Below are 21,601 nucleotides of genomic sequence, written 5' to 3'. Positions count from 1 at the left end.
TGTAGAAGAAAGATAACTAATTATAATAAAACTGTCGTGCAAGAACCCATTATAATCCTATCAAAACGGCCAGTTGGAATATTTGTGGGATATACTGGATTCGAACCGGTGACCTCTGCCCTGTCAAGGCAGCGCTCTAAACCAACTGAGCTAATATCCCTAATGTTGTAGTAAGGCTTTTTTATCCTTACTCAAATTAACTACAATATACCATTAAAAAAGGCTTCCAAAAAATGGAAGCCTTTTAACCTGTGGGCCCTACTGGATTCGAACCAGTGACCCCCTGCTTGTAAGGCAGGTGCTCTGAACCAACTGAGCTAAGAGCCCCAAAAGGAGTGCAAATATATAATAGTTTTACAATTCACAAAAGAAAAATCAATAAAAAATCAAAGAACTTCCGCTACGATAAAATTACTTCCTCCAACATAAATAAAATCGGATTTTTTTGCATGTTTTTGAGCAGCTTTAAACGCCTTATTTACAGTCTTATATGCCTTCCCATGAAATCCGGCTTCAAGAAATAGTGTGGTCAACTGATTTTCATCTAAGCCCCTTGCAATTTTTGGCCGAGTGAAATAATATAGTGCATCTTTTGGAAATAAACCCATAATACCCCTAACATCCTTATCCTTTACAAATCCCAAAACTATATGCAGTTTTTCATATTGCTGTTTTTGAATTTGTTTTAATACTATCGCGAGCCCCTCTTTATTATGGGCAGTATCACAAATTATGGTAGGATGTTCCCCTAATTGCTGCCACCTCCCCATAAGCTTGGTATTTACAACTACGTTTTTTAAACCACTTACAATATGACTTTCGTCAACAGGAAACTTTTTTAATTTTTCCAGCGTAGCTAAAACACCTTTACTATTTTTTTGCTGATAATTTCCCAACAGTCCAACTTCATAAGAAGAAAAGCTCTCTTTCTCCGCAAAAGTAATTTCCGCATTCATTTTTTTGGCCCTTTCAATAAATACAGGAGCGGTTTCTTTGTTATATTCACTAATAACCACAGGAACATTATTCTTGATAATACCAGCCTTCTCAAAAGCTATCTTGGCCAATGTATCCCCTAACATATCCGTATGATCAAAACCAATATTAGTGATCAAGCTCACTTCTGGCGTAATAATATTTGTAGAATCCAATCTGCCTCCTAATCCTACTTCTATTATGGCAATATCTACTTTTTTATTTGCAAAATGGGAAAAGGCCATACCCACCGTCATCTCAAAAAAGGAAAACTTATTTTCGTTAAAAAATCCTTTGTTCTCTTCAATAAAACGAACCACTTCGGTCTTTTTAATCTTACGCCCGTTGATTCTAATACGTTCCCTAAAATCCTTTAAATGTGGTGATGTATAAAGCCCTACCTTATAACCGGCCTCCTGTAAGACCGACGCCAGCATATGGCTACTACTACCCTTACCATTGGTGCCGGCAACATGGATACTTTTAAATTTTACTTGTGGATTGCCTAAATAGCCGGTCAGGTTCCTTATACCATCCAACTTGGCATTAAAAGCATCCTTACCTTTATTTTGATACATTGGAAGTTGAGCAAACATCCAACTTAACGTATTCTTATAGGTCACTCTCCCAATTTGAAGTTAACAACAACAAAACCTACTTGTTGACTTGGGGCGTTACTATCCAAATTCCATTTATGCATAAATGCGGTTTTTCTTGCCGGTTCCAATAAACAAGGATCATTATTTGTTGTACCCCTAACACCTGGAGTTGCGCTAACAACTTTTCCGTTTCTATCCACAACTATCTTAACAACAACCCTACCCGACTGGTTGCACTCTTGTTGCACTTTCCCCTTGTTCACTAAAGACCTTCCATTTAGACCATACCCGCCTGTTCCGCTTCCGCTACCCGGACTACCGTAATAACTGGTTGCATAAGGATCACCATCCGGCTGCCCTTTATCACCAGCCTTATTATCGTCTCCTTCACTACCGGAAGCTGTACCGTCTGACTTGTTCAGGCCGCCCATCATCTCATCTAAGGCTCGTATTTTTGCTTCCTGCTCTTGACGGGCCTTTTCTTCCGCGTCCTTTTTTTGCTGAGCAATTCTAGCTGCTTCTGCCTTTTTCTTATTCTCTATGGCCTCTGCTTTTTTCTTTGCATCGGCAGCAGCTTCATCTGCTTTTCTTTTGGCTTCTTTGGCCTGGTTTATCTTTATGGCCTCCTCTGACTCTTGAGTTAACAATTTTTCTGAAGGTGATTCTTTTTCGGCTGCAGTTTCCTCCACTTCCTCTACAGGCTCTTCAACTGTTTCAGCAACTTCTTGTTGTACAGGTTCCACAGGAGGAGTATCCAATGGTTCTGACCGAATCTTTTCCTTGGGCTGTACTTTACCGCTACCAAATTCCATGGTTCCAAAATTGACGGAAATTCCATTTTCTTCGGGGGGATCCATATAAGTTAACCCTATATAAAACAAAACCAATAGCAGCGCACTTAACAACAATGTGGTAAGTGTCAACGATTTCTTTTTATGTCTTGTATCTAGAAAAGCCATTTAATTAGGGCGTACCGCCAAAATAACCTTATAATTATTTCTATTGGCGATATCCATTACGTTTACCGCCTCCTTTATTGCGACACTTTCCTCTGCCCTTAGAATAATAGTAGGATTATCCTGCCCAGCAAGTGCCTTTTTAAGTTCTATCTCAATATACTCCCCATTAATGCGCTCATTATTTACGAAGTATTGCAAGTTTTTATCTATACTAACCGATACATTTTGGGTATTCGTAGATTTACCCTTTGCCTTTGGAAGCAAAAGATCCAGGGCATTTGGCGAGTTGGCCGTTAGCATAAAAAATACCAGCAACAAAAATACTATGTCCGTCATTGAGGACATACTAAAGTCTGGACTGACCTTATTTCTTCCTTTTAATTTCATAGGATAAAATTAAAGGGGTTCGTTTAATAGATCTAGGAATTCTACGGCGTTGGCCTCCATTTTATGAACGACCTTATCTGTTCTATTTACCAAATGATTATAACCTACATACGCTATAATCCCTACAATAAGACCGGCTACCGTTGTTGTCATTGCCGTATAAATACCAGATGCCAATGAACCCATTTCCGCTTGACCACCACTACTGGCCATTTCATGAAATGCAAGAATCATACCAATAACGGTTCCCAAAAAACCGATCATTGGTGCAGCTCCCGCAACTGTAGCAAGTATACTTACGTTTTTTTCAAGCTTATACACTTCCAAAGTTCCGGCATTTTCTATGGCCGTATTGATGTCATCCAAAGGTTTTCCAATTCTTGAAATTCCTTTTTCCGTCAATCTAGCAACCGGAGAATCTGTTTGTGCACATAATATTTTTGCAGCTTCAAGCTTACCCGTAGTAACGTGATCCCTAATCTGGTTCATGAAATTTTTATCTATTTTGGAAGCAGCGTTGACCGCTAAGAGCCTTTCAAAATAAATATAAAGGGCTACACCCAACATTATAAAAAGAACTGTAATAATGATAACGCTACCCGTACCACCGTTAAAGATCAGATCTATAACCGATAAAGTTTTTTCTTCTGACATTAATTCATCGCTCGCATCTTGAGCCAAATCCTGGAATAATAACATAGTGTTCTTTAAGTATTGAATTTGCCTTTATAACGATGAATTGTCAATTAAATTATCCGTGAAGTACAAAATCTCTTAATAATATAAATACTGCCGCACCACTAACAAAACCTACTAATGCAAGCCACGTAATCTTTTTCAAATACCAGAAAAAATCAATCTTCTCCATTCCCATGGCAACGACTCCCGCAGCCGAACCAATGATCAGCATACTTCCTCCTGTACCAGCAGAATATGCTATAAAGTGCCATAAAGGACTATCAAGCGCCTGACTGAACATCCCCATACTTGCAGCAACCAATGGCACATTATCTATAACAGCCGATCCAATACCGAACAACATAACCACGATATCCGTATTAGGAATGGCCTCGTTCAAACTTTGCGCATAATGAAATAAAAGTCCTAGGGATTCAAGTGCGGCAACAGCTAACAATATTCCTAGAAAGAACAGAATACTTGGCAATTCAATCTTGGATAAAGAATGATGTACCGGACTATGGTGACCGCCTTCTTCATGATCTCCACCATCTACATTTGAAATGCTAAACTTTTTATTACTATAAATTTCCGCAAAGGTTGCCACTACAGCCAAAGACAACATCATACCTACATAAGGTGGTAAATGGGTAACCGTCTTGAAAAAAGGAACAAAAACAATTGCGCCCAAACCTAAATAAAGCATTATAGAACCATATTTGGATTTAGGTTCCTCTGACACGAACTCACCTTCAATAACTCCTTTAAATGCCTTATTGTTACTGGCTATAAAAGTTGGCACCACCATACAAACTATAGATGGTATTAAAACATGAATAACCAATTGACCGGCAGATACCTTATTGGCTATCCAAAGCATAGTAGTCGTAACATCCCCAATTGGTGACCATGCACCACCGGCATTTGCCGTAATAATTATCATACCTGCAAACCAAAGTCGCGTATTTCTATCATTGATTACCTTTTGTAATATGGTAATCAATACAATAGTTGCCGTTAAGTTATCGATTATTGCAGATAACACGAATGCCAATGTGGCGAACAACCACAATAATCTCTTCTTACTTCGCGTCCTTATATATCCCTTAATAGTGGCAAAACCATCAAAATAATCAATGATTTCCACAATGGTCATGGCACCCAATAAAAAGACCAGAATTTCTGCGGTCTTACCCAAATGATGCAATAAAATTTCATCTAAATGTGTTGGTTCCAATTCTTGGAGTACCGTATTTACCTCAAAAACATCTAGATGGCTCAAAGCAATAATAGCCCATAAAATCGCCATCATGGCCAAGGCCGGTATCAGCTTATCTATTTTTAAATTATGCTCTAAGGTAATAGCAAGATATCCTGCTAAAAAAACTATGATAATAATGGTCTCCATACTTGTTGGTTTTTTTAATGTCTTCTAGTAAGTTGTCAAATATAAGTTCAAATTCCAAAAAATTAAATTATCTAAAGATATTTAAAATTGTACGTGAATTCCTAATGAATTGACAATAATAGCCAAGATATCTGACATCCAAATACTTAAATGCCACTAATTAAATATTAACGAGTTTTTATTGACATCGTTTTAACGAATATAGAGCATAGACCACCTGAAATTTAATATGTTATTAACAAATTCAAAGTAGCGGCGAGCCATTACTGATCAAGATTGCTCTAGATTTTCTCTTCGTATATCTTTATCTTTGAGAACATAACTTTTAACCTCTAATACATGGATTTTTCTTTAACCGAAGAACAAAAACTAATTCAACAAGCTGCAAAGGATTTTGCGCAAACCGAACTATTACCGGAAGTAATCGAAAGAGACGATGCCCAACGATTTCCTGAACAAGAGGTTAAAAAACTTGGCGAATTAGGTTTTTTAGGAATGATGGTAGACCCTAAATATGGGGGAAGCGGCCTGGACACTTTATCATATGTATTGGCCATGGAAGAACTTTCAAAAATTGATGCCTCTACTTCTGTAATAATGTCGGTCAACAATTCTTTGGTGTGCTGGGGATTGGAAGCATTTGGCACAGAAGAACAAAAAGAAAAATACCTTACCAAAATTGCAACTGGCGAAGTTCTGGGTGCGTTCTGTCTTTCCGAACCGGAAGCCGGCAGTGATGCAACGTCCCAAAGAACCACGGCCATAGATCATGGTGACCATTATATATTAAATGGCACAAAAAACTGGATAACCAATGGCAGTTCAGCCAGTGTTTATATTGTTATTGCACAGACAGACAAAGAAAAAAAGCACAGGGGCATTAATGCCTTGATCGTTGAAAAAGGAGCTGAAGGCTTTGAAATTGGCCCTAAAGAAAATAAATTGGGGATACGCGGAAGCGACACTCATTCTCTTATATTCAATGATGTAAAGGTCCCAAAAAGCAATAGAATAGGTGAAGATGGTTTTGGATTTAAATTTGCCATGAAAACCTTGGCAGGTGGCAGAATAGGTATTGCCGCCCAAGCATTAGGTATTGCTGCAGGAGCCTATGAACTTGCCTTAAAATATTCAAAAGAACGAAAAGCTTTTGGAACAGAAATCAGTAATCACCAAGCTATTGCCTTTAAATTGGCGGATATGCATACTGAAATACAAGCTGCACGATTATTGGTATACCAAGCAGCAAGAGACAAGGATAACGGAAACAATTACGACCTTTCAGGAGCAATGGCAAAACTATATGCCTCTAAAGTGGCTATGGAAACTACAGTTGAGGCAGTTCAGATACATGGAGGTAATGGCTTTGTAAAGGATTATCATGTAGAAAGACTTATGCGTGATGCCAAAATAACACAGATTTATGAAGGCACTTCGGAAATTCAGAAAATTGTTATTTCCCGTAGTATTTTACAATAAAAAATAGGTTTTATAATTGCACCCCCTAAATTATTAGGGGGTGCAATTATATTTTTGCCAAATAAAAATTGTTGATCACCACATAAGCTTGGGTGAAATTGTTACAAACTACTACTTCGCGAATTTTACCCCCCAGTTTTCTTCCATTATTCACTCGCTTTAACTTAAATTTATCAATCTGATAAATTGAACCAATCAAAAATTGATAATTGTCGATTTTTTATGGTTTAATTAGAATCGTTGAATTTATTACTTGAATTAGTTTGAAACATTGAATATAATTCAAATAAATTGATATTTTTGAAGAAATACCACAAATATGACATTGAAGAAGCAAGGGTTATACCTACCAGAATTTGAACACGACAACTGTGGAGCTGGCTTTATTTGCAGCCTAAAAGGAAAAAAATCTAATGACATCATCCATAAGGCATTAGAAATACTGGAAAGATTGGAACATAGAGGTGCCGTTAGCGCCGATGGAAAGACAGGAGATGGAGCCGGTATCCTTATTGACATACCCCACGATTTTTTTCAGGCAGTTTGTGACTTTGACCTACCGGATGCAGGAGATTATGCCGTTGGTAATATATTCTTTCCAAGAAAAGAAAACCAGAGAGATTTCTGTATTTCAGTATTTGAGGAAAACATTAAAAAACAAGGCCTAAAATTATTAGGTTGGCGTAATGTTCCCGTTAATCGTTCCGTACCCGGTAGAATTGCTTCTGAAACGGAACCGTTCGTAAAACAAATATTCGTTGCCAAAGAAAATCCTGAACAGGAATATTTTGAATTCAACCTAAAACTGTTCATCGCTAGAAAAATAACGGAGCATACTATTATAAAATCCAAATTATCCGAAAATAAATTTTTCTACGTTCCAAGCCTTTCCACTAAAATCATCATATTTAAAGGACTGTTAATGCCTTTGGACATTAGTCTATATTATTCAGATTTGATGGATTCGCGCGTGGTTACTAGATTAGCCTTGGTACACCAACGTTTTTCTACCAATACTTTCCCTACATGGGATTTGGCGCAACCGTTCAGGTATATGTGCCATAATGGAGAAATAAACACCCTTAGAGGTAATGTATCTAGAATGTACTCTAGGGAAGAGCTTTTAAAGAGTGAAATGTTCGGTGATGAAATAAAGAATATTTTACCGATCATATTACCTGGAAAATCAGATTCTGCCACAATGGATATGGTGGTAGAATTATTATTAATGACCGGTAGATCATTACCTGAAGTAATGATGATTCTTGTTCCTGAAGCTTGGGAGAAAAATACGGAAATGTCAGAGGCAAAAAGAGCCTTTTATGAATATCATTCCTGTATGATGGAACCTTGGGACGGACCTGCATCAATACCCTTTACAGATGGCAACTTTATTGGTGCGGTTTTGGACAGAAATGGTTTAAGGCCTTCTAGATATACCGTTACCAAAGATGATTATGTTGTTATGTCATCAGAAACTGGCGTCGTGGAAATTACTCCTGAAAATGTTGAATTTCATGGAAGACTAGAACCAGGAAAAATGTTCTTGGTAAATATGGAAGAGGGCAGAATTGTAAATGATGAGGAAATAAAGGAGAAAATTGCCAAACAGCAACCATATAGCAAATGGTTAAAGGATAACTTGGTTCACTTAAAGGATATACCATATAATGATTGCCCATTGTTCTTGGGCGAGGAATCCCTTGAAAAAAGGAAGTCTGTCTTTGGATATACCTTGGAAGATATCAATACAATAGTCCTACCAATGGCAAAAGCCGGTAAGGAGCCAATAGGATCTATGGGTTCAGATACCCCTATTGCGGTATTGTCTCAACGTCCACAGCTTATATACAATTATTTCAAACAATTGTTCGCTCAAGTTACCAATCCACCTTTAGATGGAATAAGGGAGGAATTGATTACAGATATTAGTTTAACTCTTGGTAGCGACCACAATATTTTTGAATTTTCAGAACTTCACTGCAGAAAATTGAAAATTCAAAACCCTGTGATATCCAAGGAAGATTTGGACAAAATAAAAAATTATGATGTTAGTCCTGATTACAAAGTGGTTTCAATACCCATTCTTTATGATATCAATAAAGGACACAATGGTTTGGAAGATGCGTTGCAGTCTGTATTGAACCAAGCCTCTAAAGCAGTTGACCAAGGCACCAATATAATTATACTTTCTGACCGAAGCGTTAGCGAGGAATTTGCCCCCATACCTGCACTATTGGCCTGTTCGTTCGTAAATAGCGGATTGCAAAAATTAGGAAAACGTTCCAAGTTAAGTATCATTATAGAATCTGCGGAACCTAGGGAAGTACATCATTTTGCACTCCTATTCGGTTTTGGGGCCAGTGCTATAAATCCTTACTTGGTTAATGAAATCATAGCAGAACAAATAGAAGAACATGATATCACCGAAATAACTTTTGACGAGGCCATTAAAAATTACAATAAGGCCATTGGTAAAGGAATCCTGAAGGTAATGAACAAAATAGGGATATCTACTTTGAATTCTTACCGTGGATCTCAGCTCTTTGAATGTATCGGTATCAACACCAAAGTTGTTGATAAATATTTCCCCAATACACCAACCCGTATTCAAGGTATTGGACTTTATCAAATAGAAAAGGAAATTGCTTTAAGACATAGAAAAACATTTCATAAAAGTGAAATTGCAGCTTCTTTGGATTTAGAGATTGGAGGCGAGTACAGATGGAGAAGAGATGGAGAAAAACATATGTTCAATCCGCTTACAATTGCTAAACTTCAAAAATCCGTTCGTAATAACGAGCCGGACACGTATAAGGAATATTCCAGTATGGTTAATGAACAGTCCAAAAACCTGATGACCATTAGGGGACTTTTTGAATTTTCCAACTATGACCCAATTCCGCTAGAAGAAGTTGAACCTTGGACAGAAATTGTCAAGCGTTTTAAGACCGGGGCAATGTCCTACGGTTCCATTAGTCAAGAAGCGCATGAAAATTTGGCCATCGCCATGAACCGTATTGGTGGTAAAAGTAATTCTGGAGAAGGTGGTGAGGACCAGAACCGTTTTTATAAGAATGCAACGGGAGATTGGAAAAATAGTGCCATAAAGCAAGTAGCGTCCGGAAGATTTGGCGTTACATCCAATTATTTGACCAATGCAAAGGAAATTCAAATAAAAATGGCCCAAGGTGCCAAACCTGGTGAAGGTGGCCAATTACCTGGACCAAAAGTAAATCCACAAATAGCTAAAACCCGAAATTCCACCCCATATGTGGGTCTAATTTCACCACCGCCACATCATGATATTTATTCAATTGAGGATTTGTCCCAATTAATTTATGATTTAAAATCAGCGAACAGAAAAGCAAGGATCAATGTAAAATTGGTTTCTGAAGTGGGTGTGGGTACAGTTGCCGCAGGGGTTGCAAAGGCCAAAGCAGATGTTGTACTTGTAAGTGGTTTTGATGGAGGTACAGGTGCTTCCCCATTAACTTCCCTAAAGCATGCCGGATTACCTTGGGAACTTGGTATTGCAGAAGCACAACAAACCCTAGTATTAAATGATTTAAGGAATAGGATCGTTCTTGAATGTGATGGACAATTGAAAACCGGAAGGGATGTTGCCATAGCATGTTTATTAGGCGCTGAGGAATTTGGGTTTGCAACCGCTCCGCTAGTAGCTTCTGGTTGTATTATGATGAGGGTTTGTCATCTAAATACATGTCCAGTAGGTATTGCAACACAAAATCCTGAATTGAGGAAAAAATTTGCAGGTAAACCGGAACATGTAGTCAATTACATGTATTTCGTAGCACAAGAATTACGGGAAATTATGGCGCAATTAGGTTTTAGAACCATTAATGAAATGGTTGGCCAAGTTCAAAAATTGGATCGTAAAAAAGCTATAGAACACTATAAGGCCGCAGGTATTGACCTTACACCTATATTGCATCAGGTAGATGTACCAATGGGCACTAAATTCTATAATACCGAAAAACAAAAACACGATATTGATAAGTCTATTGAATTTGATATTATAGCAAAAGCTAATCCATCATTGTTCAGAAAGGAGAAATTAATATTGGATTATCCTATTTGCAATACCGATCGCGCAGTAGGCGCAATAATCAGTAATGAAATTTCTAAGACTTACGGTGCAGAAGGATTGCCTATAAATACCTTACGACTTAATTTTACGGGCTCAGCAGGACAAAGTTTTGGTGCTTTTGCAACCAGAGGCCTTACTATGGTCGTTAATGGTAACACCAATGATTACTTAGGAAAAGGGCTTTCAGGGGCTAAACTTGTTATAAAAGTACCTGAAAAATCTACTATAGTCCCAGAAGATAATGTAATCACAGGCAATGTTACGCTATATGGTGCTACCGCAGGTAGGGCTTATATAAACGGTAAAGCCGGGGAACGTTTTTGTGTTCGTAACTCGGGAGCAAAAGCCGTTGTTGAAGGAATTGGCGATCATGGTTGCGAATATATGACAGGGGGTATTGCAGTTATACTGGGTGAAGTAGGTAGAAACTTTGGTGCTGGTATGAGCGGTGGTATAGCTTATGTCCTTGATCAGAAAAAAACATTTAGAAAACAGTGTAGTACAGAAGGTCTAAACCTATTGGATGTAACGGAAGACAATGACATTAAACAATTAAAAGATTTAATTACAAGTCATTATAATTCCACATCAAGTCCATTGGCACAAAGAATATTGGAAAATTGGGAATCATATTTACCAAAATTCGTGAAGGTTCTGCCAGAAGAATATAGACAAGCCCTTTTGCGCTTAGAAAAAGAAAATTTACAAACCATATAAAATCGAAACATGGGGAAGACAACAGGATTTTTGGAATTCGATAGAAAAGTAGAAGCATATGCTCCTGTAAAACAACGTATAAAAAATTACAAGGAGTTTACGGTTAAAATGCCGGAAAGCGAACTAAAGGACCAAGGCGCACGTTGCATGGATTGTGGTATACCATTTTGTCATAGTGGCTGCCCTTTGGGTAACCTAATACCAGATTTTAATGATGCAGTCTATCGTGGCAAATGGGAAAAAGCGAGTGAAATCTTGCACTCAACCAATAATTTTCCTGAATTTACAGGTAGGCTCTGTCCTGCACCTTGTGAAGAAGCGTGTGTTTTAGGAATAAATGAAGATCCGGTCACTATAGAAAATATCGAAAAGAATATAGTAGAGACTGCTTTTGAAAAGGGGTGGATTTCCGCAAAACCCCCACTTAACAGAACGGATAAAAAAATTGCGGTTATAGGCTCGGGACCATCTGGTCTTGCGGCTGCACAACAATTAAACCGTGCTGGTCATTTGGTCACTGTTTTTGAAAGGGATGCTAAACCAGGTGGTCTTCTTAGATACGGTATTCCAGATTTTAAGATGGAAAAGAGTGTAATTGATAGAAGGCTAGAAGTTCTAAAGGAAGAAGGTATTACATTTAAATGTAATGTCCATGTCGGCAAGGATATCATGGCAAATGAATTAAAACAAGAGTTTGATGCAGTAATACTCTCTGGTGGAGCTACCGTTAGAAGAAATTTACCTATAGAAGGTGCAGATCTAAAAGGAGTTGTTCAAGCCATGGATTTTTTAAGTCAGAACAATAAACGTGTAGACGGTATACAAGATTTAGGTGAGGAAATTAAGGCTACGGATAAAGATGTTGTTGTAATTGGTGGTGGTGATACAGGTTCAGATTGTATTGGCACTTCCATAAGACATGGAGCCAATTCCGTATCAAACTTTGAAATTATGCCAATGTCCACACCAGAAAGACCTAAGGACCAACCTTGGCCATTTTGGCCAATGAGATTAAGAACGAGCTCTTCTCATAAAGAAGGTGCTGAACGTTTCTTTAGCATTTCTACCAAGCGATTTATTGGAGATGAAAATGGAAATTTAAAAGGATTGATAACTTCTGAAGTGGAATGGATTAAAACTCCTGGCCAAAGACCGCAATTAAAGGAAGTAGAAGGTACAGAAAAAGAATGGAAGTGTGAATTGGCTTTACTAGCCATGGGTTTTACAGGGTCTGAGACAACTTTGGCAGAGCAATTTGGTGTAGAATTAGATCAAAGGACCAATATCAAAGCTTCCGAAGATAATTATCAAACCAACATCCCCGGTATTTTTGCGGCCGGCGATCAACGTAGGGGACAATCGTTAATAGTTTGGGCTATTTCAGAAGGAAGACAAGCAGCACATCATGTAGACAAGTATTTGATGGGAGAATCAGCATTACCTTTAAAAGGAGATGGCGATTTACCGAGGGTCTAATTTATTGTAATCTGAATTAAAAAATCTAAGCCACCCAAATGGGTGGTTTTTTATCTGTGTAAATCAACGCTTGAAAGAAAAATTTAATTAAAATATTCTTAATATCTTAGTTTCGTTATACATACAATATAACTCCTGATATGGTTAAGCACCTTCTCTACGTACTAATCATTTTTATTTTTATCTCATGTTCGAATGACACTGAAGATTCTCATAAATCAGAATTTGATATCATCGCTCCTAAAGTCGAATTTACTATTGCAGGTTTTCAACAGACCAAACCAACCGAAACAATTGTAGTGAGCAATAAAATTGAAGTCAACATAGATGTAAAAGATGTTGGAGGTATTGCAAAAACTGAAGCTTTTATAAATAATGAAAAAGTCGGAGAAGACATAACAGCCCCCTATCAAATCATAATTGACATTTCATCCTTTACATCAAAAATTGGTGCCACAAATAAACTTAAAAACTACAAATTAAAAATAACCGCTACCGATAACTCCGGTAATATAGCTTCTCAAGAACAAACTATAAATATAGACAATGAGCTCCCTGTGATTAATGAAGTTACTTTAAAAACTGGAACCATAATTAGCGGAGAAGATAATACTGTTGTTTTCTCTGTATATGATAATGAAGGTTTGTCTTCTATAAAAACATTTGTGAACAACAATCTATTGAGTGATATTAAAGATGATAATTATACCGTTGCCTTAAACACTTTAGCACTAGAAGATGGAGAAAATATATTCAAGATTGAAGCTTTAGATGAAGCTGAAAACATAGCCGTATATGAAGTAAATTTTATTTCAGATAATACAGGACCAGAGATTAAATTGGAATCAATATCTGAAGGGAAAATATTAGATACATTGTTATTACTTGAACCAAGTTTATCGGATGATTTTTCTGAAATTGTTGATTTTAAAATTTCCTTAAATGATGTTATAATAATGGAGGCATACCCCGACCAACCAAAACCTTTGGAGATTAACCCTGATGATTTTGCTGTGGGCGATGCTATTTTTATATTGACAGCAACAGATAAACTTAACAATACTACTACCATTGAAATCAATACAAAAATATTACGAAGGTTATTTACTGTACAAATGGATGAAGGTTTTTTAGAAAATACATGGCGTTCCTTTTGGGTTCTAGTGTCAGAAATGGACGGAAGTCCAATAACCTATTATTCTGCTGAGGTTGGTGACAAACAAGTAGTAATGCATGCTCCTGATGAATTTCCGCCAAATAAGGAGTACATGGTTTCATTTATCGCAGATGAAAATCGTGGTAGTTGGATAGACACAGACATGACAGTTGTTCAAAACTTGACACGTGAAAATTTTGAATTCATCCATTTTACGCCTCCTTATGGTTCCAACTATTCATTAAAAAGTGTAAATACAATCGATTTTGAAGAAGCTGATAATGTTAGTGCAAAAGGCCGAAATTTTCAAATCTATTATGACCAAATAATGAATATAGTTCAATATCAAGGTTATAAACAACAGTTTCCTGAGAATGCTTATTTAATTGGTACTGATTTATTCAAAGACATGCCCTATAGTTATATTAAAATTGAAAATCCCTGGGACGCAGATTTCAATATTAACAAAAACGATTTTCATAATACCTTGGTTAAAACAGAATCTATTAGTCTCAATAATATCATAGGGAATACAAATTCAGCGCTAGAAATTTGGGGATACGAATCGGAAGATGATTTTGATAATGATATTTATCACGAACTTTTTACAAATCTCAATAGGCAAGAACAACAATTCGGCAATCAAGTCACCTATTATTATCCTGATATATTCAGTAAATACAAACATCATTTTAGATTGAATCAATACAACACAATACGAGAGGGGAAACCTTTATTGGAATACACGATTCCAAATTGGTTAATTGGATATACCCAAAACAAAAGTGAGATTATTTTAAAAAATGCAGGTGATGGACATACGGTAGGAAGGTTATATCTTACATTTGGAAATACTGTAGGCTACCAAAGTTTTAATGTTATCTACGACAGTTCTAAATCTAATTCTTTATATATCCCACAATTACCTGAAGTAATGTCTAGTTTAAGCATATATAATTCATTTGAGAATGAGTTGTTCGAAGTAGATTATTCAGATTTAAGTTCTTTTGATAATATTAGCACATATGATGAATACATTCAAAAAGTGATACAACCATACAAAGAACATTACGAGACTTCTAAAATTACAGATAATATTATTGATGGAAACATATTCGGTATATCTGGAAACTGGGGATTTAAACATAATTGACAGAAAAATTAATAATCAAGCCTTTACTTAGTTGTAGTGTTAAAATTAATATTCTTGACGAAAGTTAAATGAATTAAAATCCCGTCATACAACTATAAGAAATTCCGTGAACTAAAAAATAATGAAAATTAAAAATTATCATTATTAGCTTTAGGTTTTACTGACTCTGAAAATACTGTCGTTAGCCATTTGGGCAAAGAAATAGATGATAGAACAAATATTAAAGCATCTCAAAATAATTATAAAACTAATGTTGCAGGTGTATTTGCTGGTGTTAATCAAAAAAGGTCAATCCCTTATTTGATTGGGCGATTTCAGAAGGTAGACAAGTATTTAATAGACAATTCAGCATTGCCATTAAAATGAAACGGCGATCTGCCGAGGGTGTAAAATTGTATTTATGATGTGACATTTAATAAATGCTTATCTTTTAGGTAGTGAAATTAATTAAATGTTCCACCCTGCCTTTGTTTAAAATGCTGTGAGATGCTGCGAATTATTTCTAGAAAAAAAAAGCTCATTTTCAACAACCGTTCGGTCACATCATACATTTTAATATTGATTATATCTTTTTTGATCAATTGTCCTGTGGTACACAGCCAAAAAGAATCCTCAATACGCAAGCAATTTTCCTTCAGTAATTTAACGGTGAACGAAGGGCTTTCCCAAAATAGTGTTTTGAGTATTGCCCAAGATACAATCGGTTTTATATGGTTTAATACCGAAGATGGGCTTAACAAATATGATGGTAGGGAATTTACCCATTACAATGTTCCCTCCGGTGAGACCAAACGGGAAGTAAAGTATATTTCCGGTGAATTGTTTGTTGATAGGGCCGGAATATTATGGGTCGTGGCCAACTCAGGCAAATTAAATTATTACCAGCATGAAACTGACAGCTTTCATGAAGTTCCTAAATTTGAACAGGTAATCACAGTTGATCAAGATACCAACCAAAATTATTACATTGGCACTTATGGGGAAGGGCTTTTCAAAATAGACCATCAAACCAAGGATACTATTCAAATCTTAAAACCAAAAGATAAACATTTTGCAGTATGCAGTTTTTTGGAGACAGATTACAAGACCATTCTTGCAACCACAGATGATGGTATAATTGAAATTAAAGATGACGACTACCGGTTTATTGAACTTACTCCTGAAACTATATTCAGTCGGTTCGCAAAATCTAAGACAGGCACCGTATTTCTAGGGAGCTATGAGAAAGGGCTCTACTTAAAGTCTAAAAACGATACTGGCTTTAAATCATTTACAGGATTTGACAATTATCCCCTTCCCGATAATTTAATCGTTAAAGACCTTTTGGTCGACAAACATGATCGACTCTGGATTACTACTGAAAGGCTTGGTCTGTTTTTGGTGGATTTCAGTTTACAAACCGTCCAAAACTTTATTTATAAAAAGAACGACCCCTATGCGCTTAGTTCCAATTCTTTGTTTTTTATGCTTGAAGACAATGCCGGAGTCATTTGGATAGGAACGCAAGGAAATGGGGTATGTTACTATGATGCTTACTTAAAAAAATTCAATGTACTGACGGATGATCAGGTATCCCAAAATGTTAACATAGACGGTATAAGAGCCATCACCACCAGTGACGAAAACACCATTTGGGTTGGCACTGAAGACCAAGGGTTGACCAAAATAGACTTGGTTGCCCAAAATTACAACACCTATTCAACTACGAATTCGGATCTTTTGGGAAATAGAATAGTTAGCTTATTTTATGATGAAGGGAGCTTATGGATTGGGCATTTGAATAACGGACTTCAAAAGATGGATGCCAATGGTAAAATGACTGTATATAAGGAAACAACACAATTTACTATTTTAAAAATTTTTAAAGATATTTCGGGGAATATGTGGCTTTGCACCAATCATGGTCTCTTGCAGTTTGATGAAAACAAAGGAATAACAAAACAATTTACCTCGGAAAATTCAAGTTTGGCCTCAAATTATTATATAAGTACTCTTGAACAGGATATTAATACTATTACGCAAGGTGATACAAACACCCTTTGGGTAGGTACGGAGTTTGATGGACTCTACCGTCTTGACATAATGGCGAATAAATTTCTGGAAGTTGAAGGTATATCTGATAGAATTTTTTCATTGCACTACGATAACCCCGTGCTTTGGATTGGCACTAATGGCAATGGTCTGAAATCATACAACATTAAAGAAAATACTATAAAAACCTACACCAGAAAAGAAGGTCTGCCCAATGACATCATTTATGGCATTTTACCTGACGCTGCTGGAAATCTATGGTTAAGTTCCAACAAAGGAATTACTAAACTCAAAATTGAAAATGATTCCATTTCAGCTATAGAAAATTACAGCAATTACTTTGGGTTACAGTCGTACGAATTTAATGCCGGGGCCTTTCATAAAGATCTTAATGGCATTTTATATTTTGGAGGAATAAAAGGGCTCAATTGGTTTAACCCAAAGGACCTCAAAACAAATCCTGTCCCTCCAAAAACTACATTGACCAAACTGGAAGTATTCAATAAAGAAATTCCTTTTTCAAATGAATTAAAACTAGGGCACAAAGAAAACACCCTATCGTTCACATTTTCTTCCCTACAGTTTGCGCAACCAGAATTGAACCTATATAAATACCGCTTAGTAAATAACGATGCTGATTGGATAAGTGCCGGCAATAATAATGTGGCACATTATACCAACCTGCCTCCCAATAAATACGAATTTCAGGTACTGTCGAGTAATTATGATGGCATTTGGAACAACGAACCCACCACTTATTCATTTACTATCTTAAAACCCTGGTATTGGACCAATTTGGCCAAAGCCGGTTATATCTTGGCTCTGTTACTCCTATTATTTGGCATCTATCATTATTTAAGATGGCGTTGGCAAATGAAAATGGAACTTGCCCAAGAGCAAGATGAAAAAGAGCGTCTGCAAAAACTGGATGAATTAAAAAACCGCCTCTATACTAATATTTCGCACGAAATCAGGACTCCGTTGACACTTATTTCCGGACCTGTAGAAAACCAACTTGCAAAAAAAGGGCTACATGAGCAGGACAAAAAAGAACTGAATTTAGTCAAAAGAAGTGCAGACCGGTTGTTGAACCTTGTCAATCAAATGCTTGACCTTTCCAAATTGGAATCTGGAAAGTTGGAATTGAATGTAAGTAAGGATAATCTAAAAATATTTCTTAATGAAGTTTTGAGTTCCTTTGAATTTCAAGCAAAAGTAAAAGGGCTTGATTTTGAGCAGCAGATTAAAGTCCAAAAATTAGCCTGGTTTGATCGCGATGCTTTAGAAAAAATAATTTCAAATTTACTTTCCAATGCCATTAAATACACTTCGTCCAAAGGAAAAATAACTTTTAATGCACAACAACAAGAGCATCACTTGATCGTAAGTGTCATAAATGATTCGCATTCGCTTGCACAAGAAGACCTCTCCAGAATATTTGACAGGTTTTATCAAACAGATAAAAATAATAATGGAGCGGGAATAGGTTTGTCTCTGGTTAAGGAGTTAACGACTCGTTTACACGGAAGTGTAATAGCCCAATTAGACCAAGCAAATAGAGTGCAGTTTACCGTTAACATACCTACAGAAGCCTCATACTTCGCAACAAATGAAATTGCTAGGTCAAAAGAGGTGAAAAAGATTGATTCAAATTTGAATTATGCATTGAATAATTCTACTGAATTAGAGCGAAGCAGCCAAAAGCCATTGCTCTTACTGGTAGAAGACGACATAGATATTAGACAATACATCAAATCCATATTTAAAACCAATTACAGGATTGAAGTAGCCACAAATGGAGAAGAGGGTTTACAAAAATCGTTTGAATTGAATCCTGATTTGATTATCAGTGATGTTATGATGCCGGTTATGGATGGTATCAAAATGTGCAATACTTTAAAATTTGACACTAGAACCAGCCATATCCCCATTATTCTCTTAACTGCCAAAAGCGGGGAGCAACATGAGATTGAAGGTCTAAGAACCGGGGCCGATGCCTACATCAACAAACCCTTTAATCGTGAAAAATTGGTGATTACTGTTCAAAAACTAATAGATCTACGCCTCAAATTACAAAAGCATTTCAGTCAATATTTGAGCATCACACCAGATATTGCAATTACTTCAACAGAAAGTAGGTTCCTTAGTCAACTTAAAAAGGTTTTGGATACCCATATTTCGGACCCCGATTTCAATAGCGAATTTTTTTGCAGGCAAATGGGTATGAGCAGGACACAGTTACACCGTAAGCTTACGGCTATCGTAGGAATGTCTACCACAGAATTCATACGTTCACAAAGATTAAAACTGGCAAGTGATTTATTGCGCAATACAGATGCATCTGTTTCTGAGGTTGCCTATCAAGTAGGTTTTACCACCCCGTCATACTTTAACCGCTGTTTTAAAGAATTTTTTGGCAAAACACCTTCGGCGTTTAAGGCCTAACATTATGTTTATAAGCAAGTTATGTTTGTTGTAACATATGTTCTAGTCTTTGGAACATATCTACAATCCCTATACAAATTCCTAGGCTACTTTTATGCTGTTCTAAAATTGAAACATGCATTTAAAATTGTTCAAAACAGATCGATGTAGCATCTATGTTCCTATTGATCATTTGGAAAAAGGCACCTACAAATTGAAAATATTGGAGGACAATAAAGTGATAAAAACATTCAACATCTGTAAAAGATAAAACCTATTGTATGAAATCTATAAACAAACATATATTCCTTTGGAGCGGTCTATTTCTAGGGTTATTAGGATGTAGGGAAAACCCGAAAAGTGAAAAGTCAAAACTTGAATCGGCAACCATTGATAAAACTTCCGGTATGGTCAACATACTTACTCGTGGTATGGAGTTTATCTCAAAAGATACCCTAAACTCCGGCTGGAACACGTTGACCTATAAAAATGAATCCGCGGAAGTCCATTTTATATTACTGGATCTATATCCTGCTGGCAAATCCGCAGTGGATACCAAAAACGATATCCTTCCCCCCTTTGAAGAAGGCATGAAACGTATCATGGACGGTGATATGGACAATGCCATATTGGCTTTTGGCAAGTTACCAGAATGGTTTCAAAAAGTAAGGTACATGGGGGGTACGGGACTTATTTCCCCTGAAAATACGGCAAAAAGCACCGTCTATCTTGAACCTGGCCTCTATATTATGGAATGCTATGTAAAAATGATGGACGGATCTTGGCATACCAGCCATGGTATGTTCAAGCAAATTATTGTAACGGAAGACAAAACGTTACTACAACCTCCAAAAGCAACTGCCCAAATCAACATATCCAGTACAAAAGGTATCGTACTGAAAGACAGTGTTTCTTCGGGAAAGCAAATCTTTCAAGTGCAATTTGAGGACCAGACGGTATATGAACACTTTTTGGGTCACGACATCAATCTGGTGCGCTATGACGATTCTGCCGAATTACCCGATTTATTGGAATGGTTGAATTGGATGAACCCAAAGGGACTAAGAAGTCCAGCCCCAAAAGGATTTATTTTTTTGGGTGGCATGAACAACCTACCAAGTGGCACCACCGGATACTTCGAGGCAAACCTTACCCCTGGCAATTATATACTCGTTTCTGAAGTGCCTGTGGCGGATGATAAAAAACTGTATTATAAATTTTCAATAAAATAAATTAATTATGACACATAAAACATTATTTACTATTGAACCGGTAATGATATTGCTAATGCTACTATTCGCTTTTTCATCTTGTGAATTGGTAGAGGACGAAACAATTGAAGAAACTCAACAGGAGGAAGAATATACCTTAGAAGAACTACAAGGAAATTGGATTAGAGTAGGAGGAAATAATCCTATTAACAATGGCATGACCATTGAAGTATTGGAAAATCAGGGTATAATTATTAATCCCGTGGAGTCTGGCTTTGAAAAAAACGATATTAAATGGCTTGATATAAGAGCAGTTTCTGAAATGAATTTTGAATATAAAGAATTAGGTAGTGACTCTAATTATTATCCATCAATTTTGTTCTTTCAAGAAGACGATACCTTACGAGTTGATGTGAACCATAGCGGTGCAGGAAATTACCAAAAATGGATAAGGTTAGAATAAAACATTGGCATTATATACAAATGGTCAAGAACACTTACTATTTGTTTATAATATAACATTAGGTCATAAAAAAAGCCCCTTACATAGTTGTAAGGGGCTTTCGAAAAAGGCGGCTACCTACTCTCCCACTTGGTATAGCAGTACCATCGGCGCAAACGGTCTTAACTTCCCTGTTCGGAATGGTAAGGGGTGGGCCCCGTCGCCATGGCCACCTAAGTTTTGGATCGGGCATTCCCGATCGCGGCCTCCGCCGCAATATCGTTGACATGAATGGAACAGGATACTATAAAGGAAAGAGGCACTTATATCAAAAAGTATGTTTCGTCATAAAAAGAAAGAAGTAAAGACCCTCGTCCGCCCCGTTCCAAGGAACG

12 protein-coding genes, 2 tRNA genes and 1 rRNA gene are annotated in these 21,601 nt (G+C 36.8%); 7 read left to right on the top strand and 8 right to left on the bottom strand.

What is annotated here, in order from left to right; translation table 11 throughout:
• Positions 1-85: 85 nt before the first annotated feature.
• From CHB68_RS18070 to nhaD, 7 genes are all read right to left on the bottom strand, one after another.
• Positions 86-160: transfer RNA gene (locus CHB68_RS18070), tRNA-Val, on the bottom strand.
• Positions 161-252: 92 nt separating this feature from the next.
• A tRNA-Val gene (locus CHB68_RS18065) sits at positions 253-327 on the bottom strand.
• 59 nt (positions 328-386) lie between these two features.
• Entirely contained in the window at positions 387-1,598 is a 1,212-nt protein-coding gene (locus tag CHB68_RS18060; RefSeq protein ID WP_089263283.1) for a bifunctional folylpolyglutamate synthase/dihydrofolate synthase, read from the bottom strand.
• Positions 1,595-2,533 (bottom strand): energy transducer TonB, encoded by a 939-nt coding sequence (locus CHB68_RS18055; RefSeq protein WP_089263281.1) that lies wholly within the window; start codon positions 2,531-2,533, stop codon positions 1,595-1,597. Before CHB68_RS18055 ends, CHB68_RS18060 begins: the two co-directional genes overlap by 4 nt.
• Positions 2,534-2,920, bottom strand: coding sequence for an ExbD/TolR family protein (locus tag CHB68_RS18050; protein ID WP_089263279.1), 387 nt, complete (start codon positions 2,918-2,920; stop codon positions 2,534-2,536). It abuts the gene before it with no gap.
• Positions 2,921-2,929: 9 nt separating this feature from the next.
• The gene (locus CHB68_RS18045; protein ID WP_089263277.1) at positions 2,930-3,619 is read right to left on the bottom strand and encodes a MotA/TolQ/ExbB proton channel family protein; all 690 of its coding nucleotides are present in this window, start codon (positions 3,617-3,619) and stop codon (positions 2,930-2,932) included.
• Between the two features lie 52 nt (positions 3,620-3,671).
• Positions 3,672-5,006, bottom strand: coding sequence for a sodium:proton antiporter NhaD (nhaD, locus tag CHB68_RS18040; RefSeq protein ID WP_089263275.1), 1,335 nt, complete (start codon positions 5,004-5,006; stop codon positions 3,672-3,674).
• A 339-nt stretch (positions 5,007-5,345) separates the two neighbouring features.
• Here nhaD and CHB68_RS18035 point away from each other — a divergent pair, with 339 nt between their 5' ends.
• The 7 genes from CHB68_RS18035 to CHB68_RS18005 all read left to right on the top strand — a co-directional run bounded on the left by CHB68_RS18035 (position 5,346) and on the right by CHB68_RS18005 (position 21,227).
• Positions 5,346-6,485: an acyl-CoA dehydrogenase gene (locus CHB68_RS18035; protein WP_089263273.1), complete on the top strand. Its 1,140-nt coding sequence runs from the start codon at positions 5,346-5,348 to the stop codon at positions 6,483-6,485.
• A gap of 319 nt (positions 6,486-6,804) precedes the next feature.
• Entirely contained in the window at positions 6,805-11,313 is a 4,509-nt protein-coding gene (gltB, locus tag CHB68_RS18030; protein ID WP_089263271.1) for a glutamate synthase large subunit, read from the top strand.
• A gap of 9 nt (positions 11,314-11,322) precedes the next feature.
• Positions 11,323-12,789, top strand: a complete 1,467-nt coding sequence (locus tag CHB68_RS18025) for a glutamate synthase subunit beta (RefSeq protein ID WP_089263269.1) — start codon at positions 11,323-11,325, stop codon at positions 12,787-12,789.
• Positions 12,790-12,929: 140 nt separating this feature from the next.
• Positions 12,930-15,098: an Ig-like domain-containing protein gene (locus CHB68_RS18020; RefSeq protein ID WP_089263267.1), complete on the top strand. Its 2,169-nt coding sequence runs from the start codon at positions 12,930-12,932 to the stop codon at positions 15,096-15,098.
• Positions 15,099-15,584: 486 nt separating this feature from the next.
• Positions 15,585-19,574, top strand: a complete 3,990-nt coding sequence (locus CHB68_RS18015) for a hybrid sensor histidine kinase/response regulator transcription factor (RefSeq protein WP_089263265.1) — start codon at positions 15,585-15,587, stop codon at positions 19,572-19,574.
• Positions 19,575-19,834: 260 nt separating this feature from the next.
• Positions 19,835-20,785 carry a hypothetical protein gene (locus tag CHB68_RS18010; RefSeq protein WP_089263263.1) on the top strand — a complete coding sequence of 317 codons (951 nt, stop codon included), beginning with the start codon at positions 19,835-19,837 and terminating at the stop codon, positions 20,783-20,785.
• 7 nt (positions 20,786-20,792) lie between these two features.
• Positions 20,793-21,227 carry a hypothetical protein gene (locus tag CHB68_RS18005; RefSeq protein WP_089263261.1) on the top strand — a complete coding sequence of 145 codons (435 nt, stop codon included), beginning with the start codon at positions 20,793-20,795 and terminating at the stop codon, positions 21,225-21,227.
• Positions 21,228-21,331: 104 nt separating this feature from the next.
• Here CHB68_RS18005 and rrf read toward each other — a convergent pair.
• Positions 21,332-21,443: ribosomal RNA gene (gene rrf / locus CHB68_RS18000) — 5S ribosomal RNA — on the bottom strand.
• Positions 21,444-21,601: the final 158 nt, after the last annotated feature.

Source organism: Maribacter sedimenticola, assembly GCF_900188415.1.
Classification (GTDB): Bacteria; Bacteroidota; Bacteroidia; order Flavobacteriales; family Flavobacteriaceae; genus Maribacter; species Maribacter sedimenticola.
Note: the sequence above shows the minus strand (reverse complement) of the source record. Positions and strands in the feature narration are given on the sequence as shown.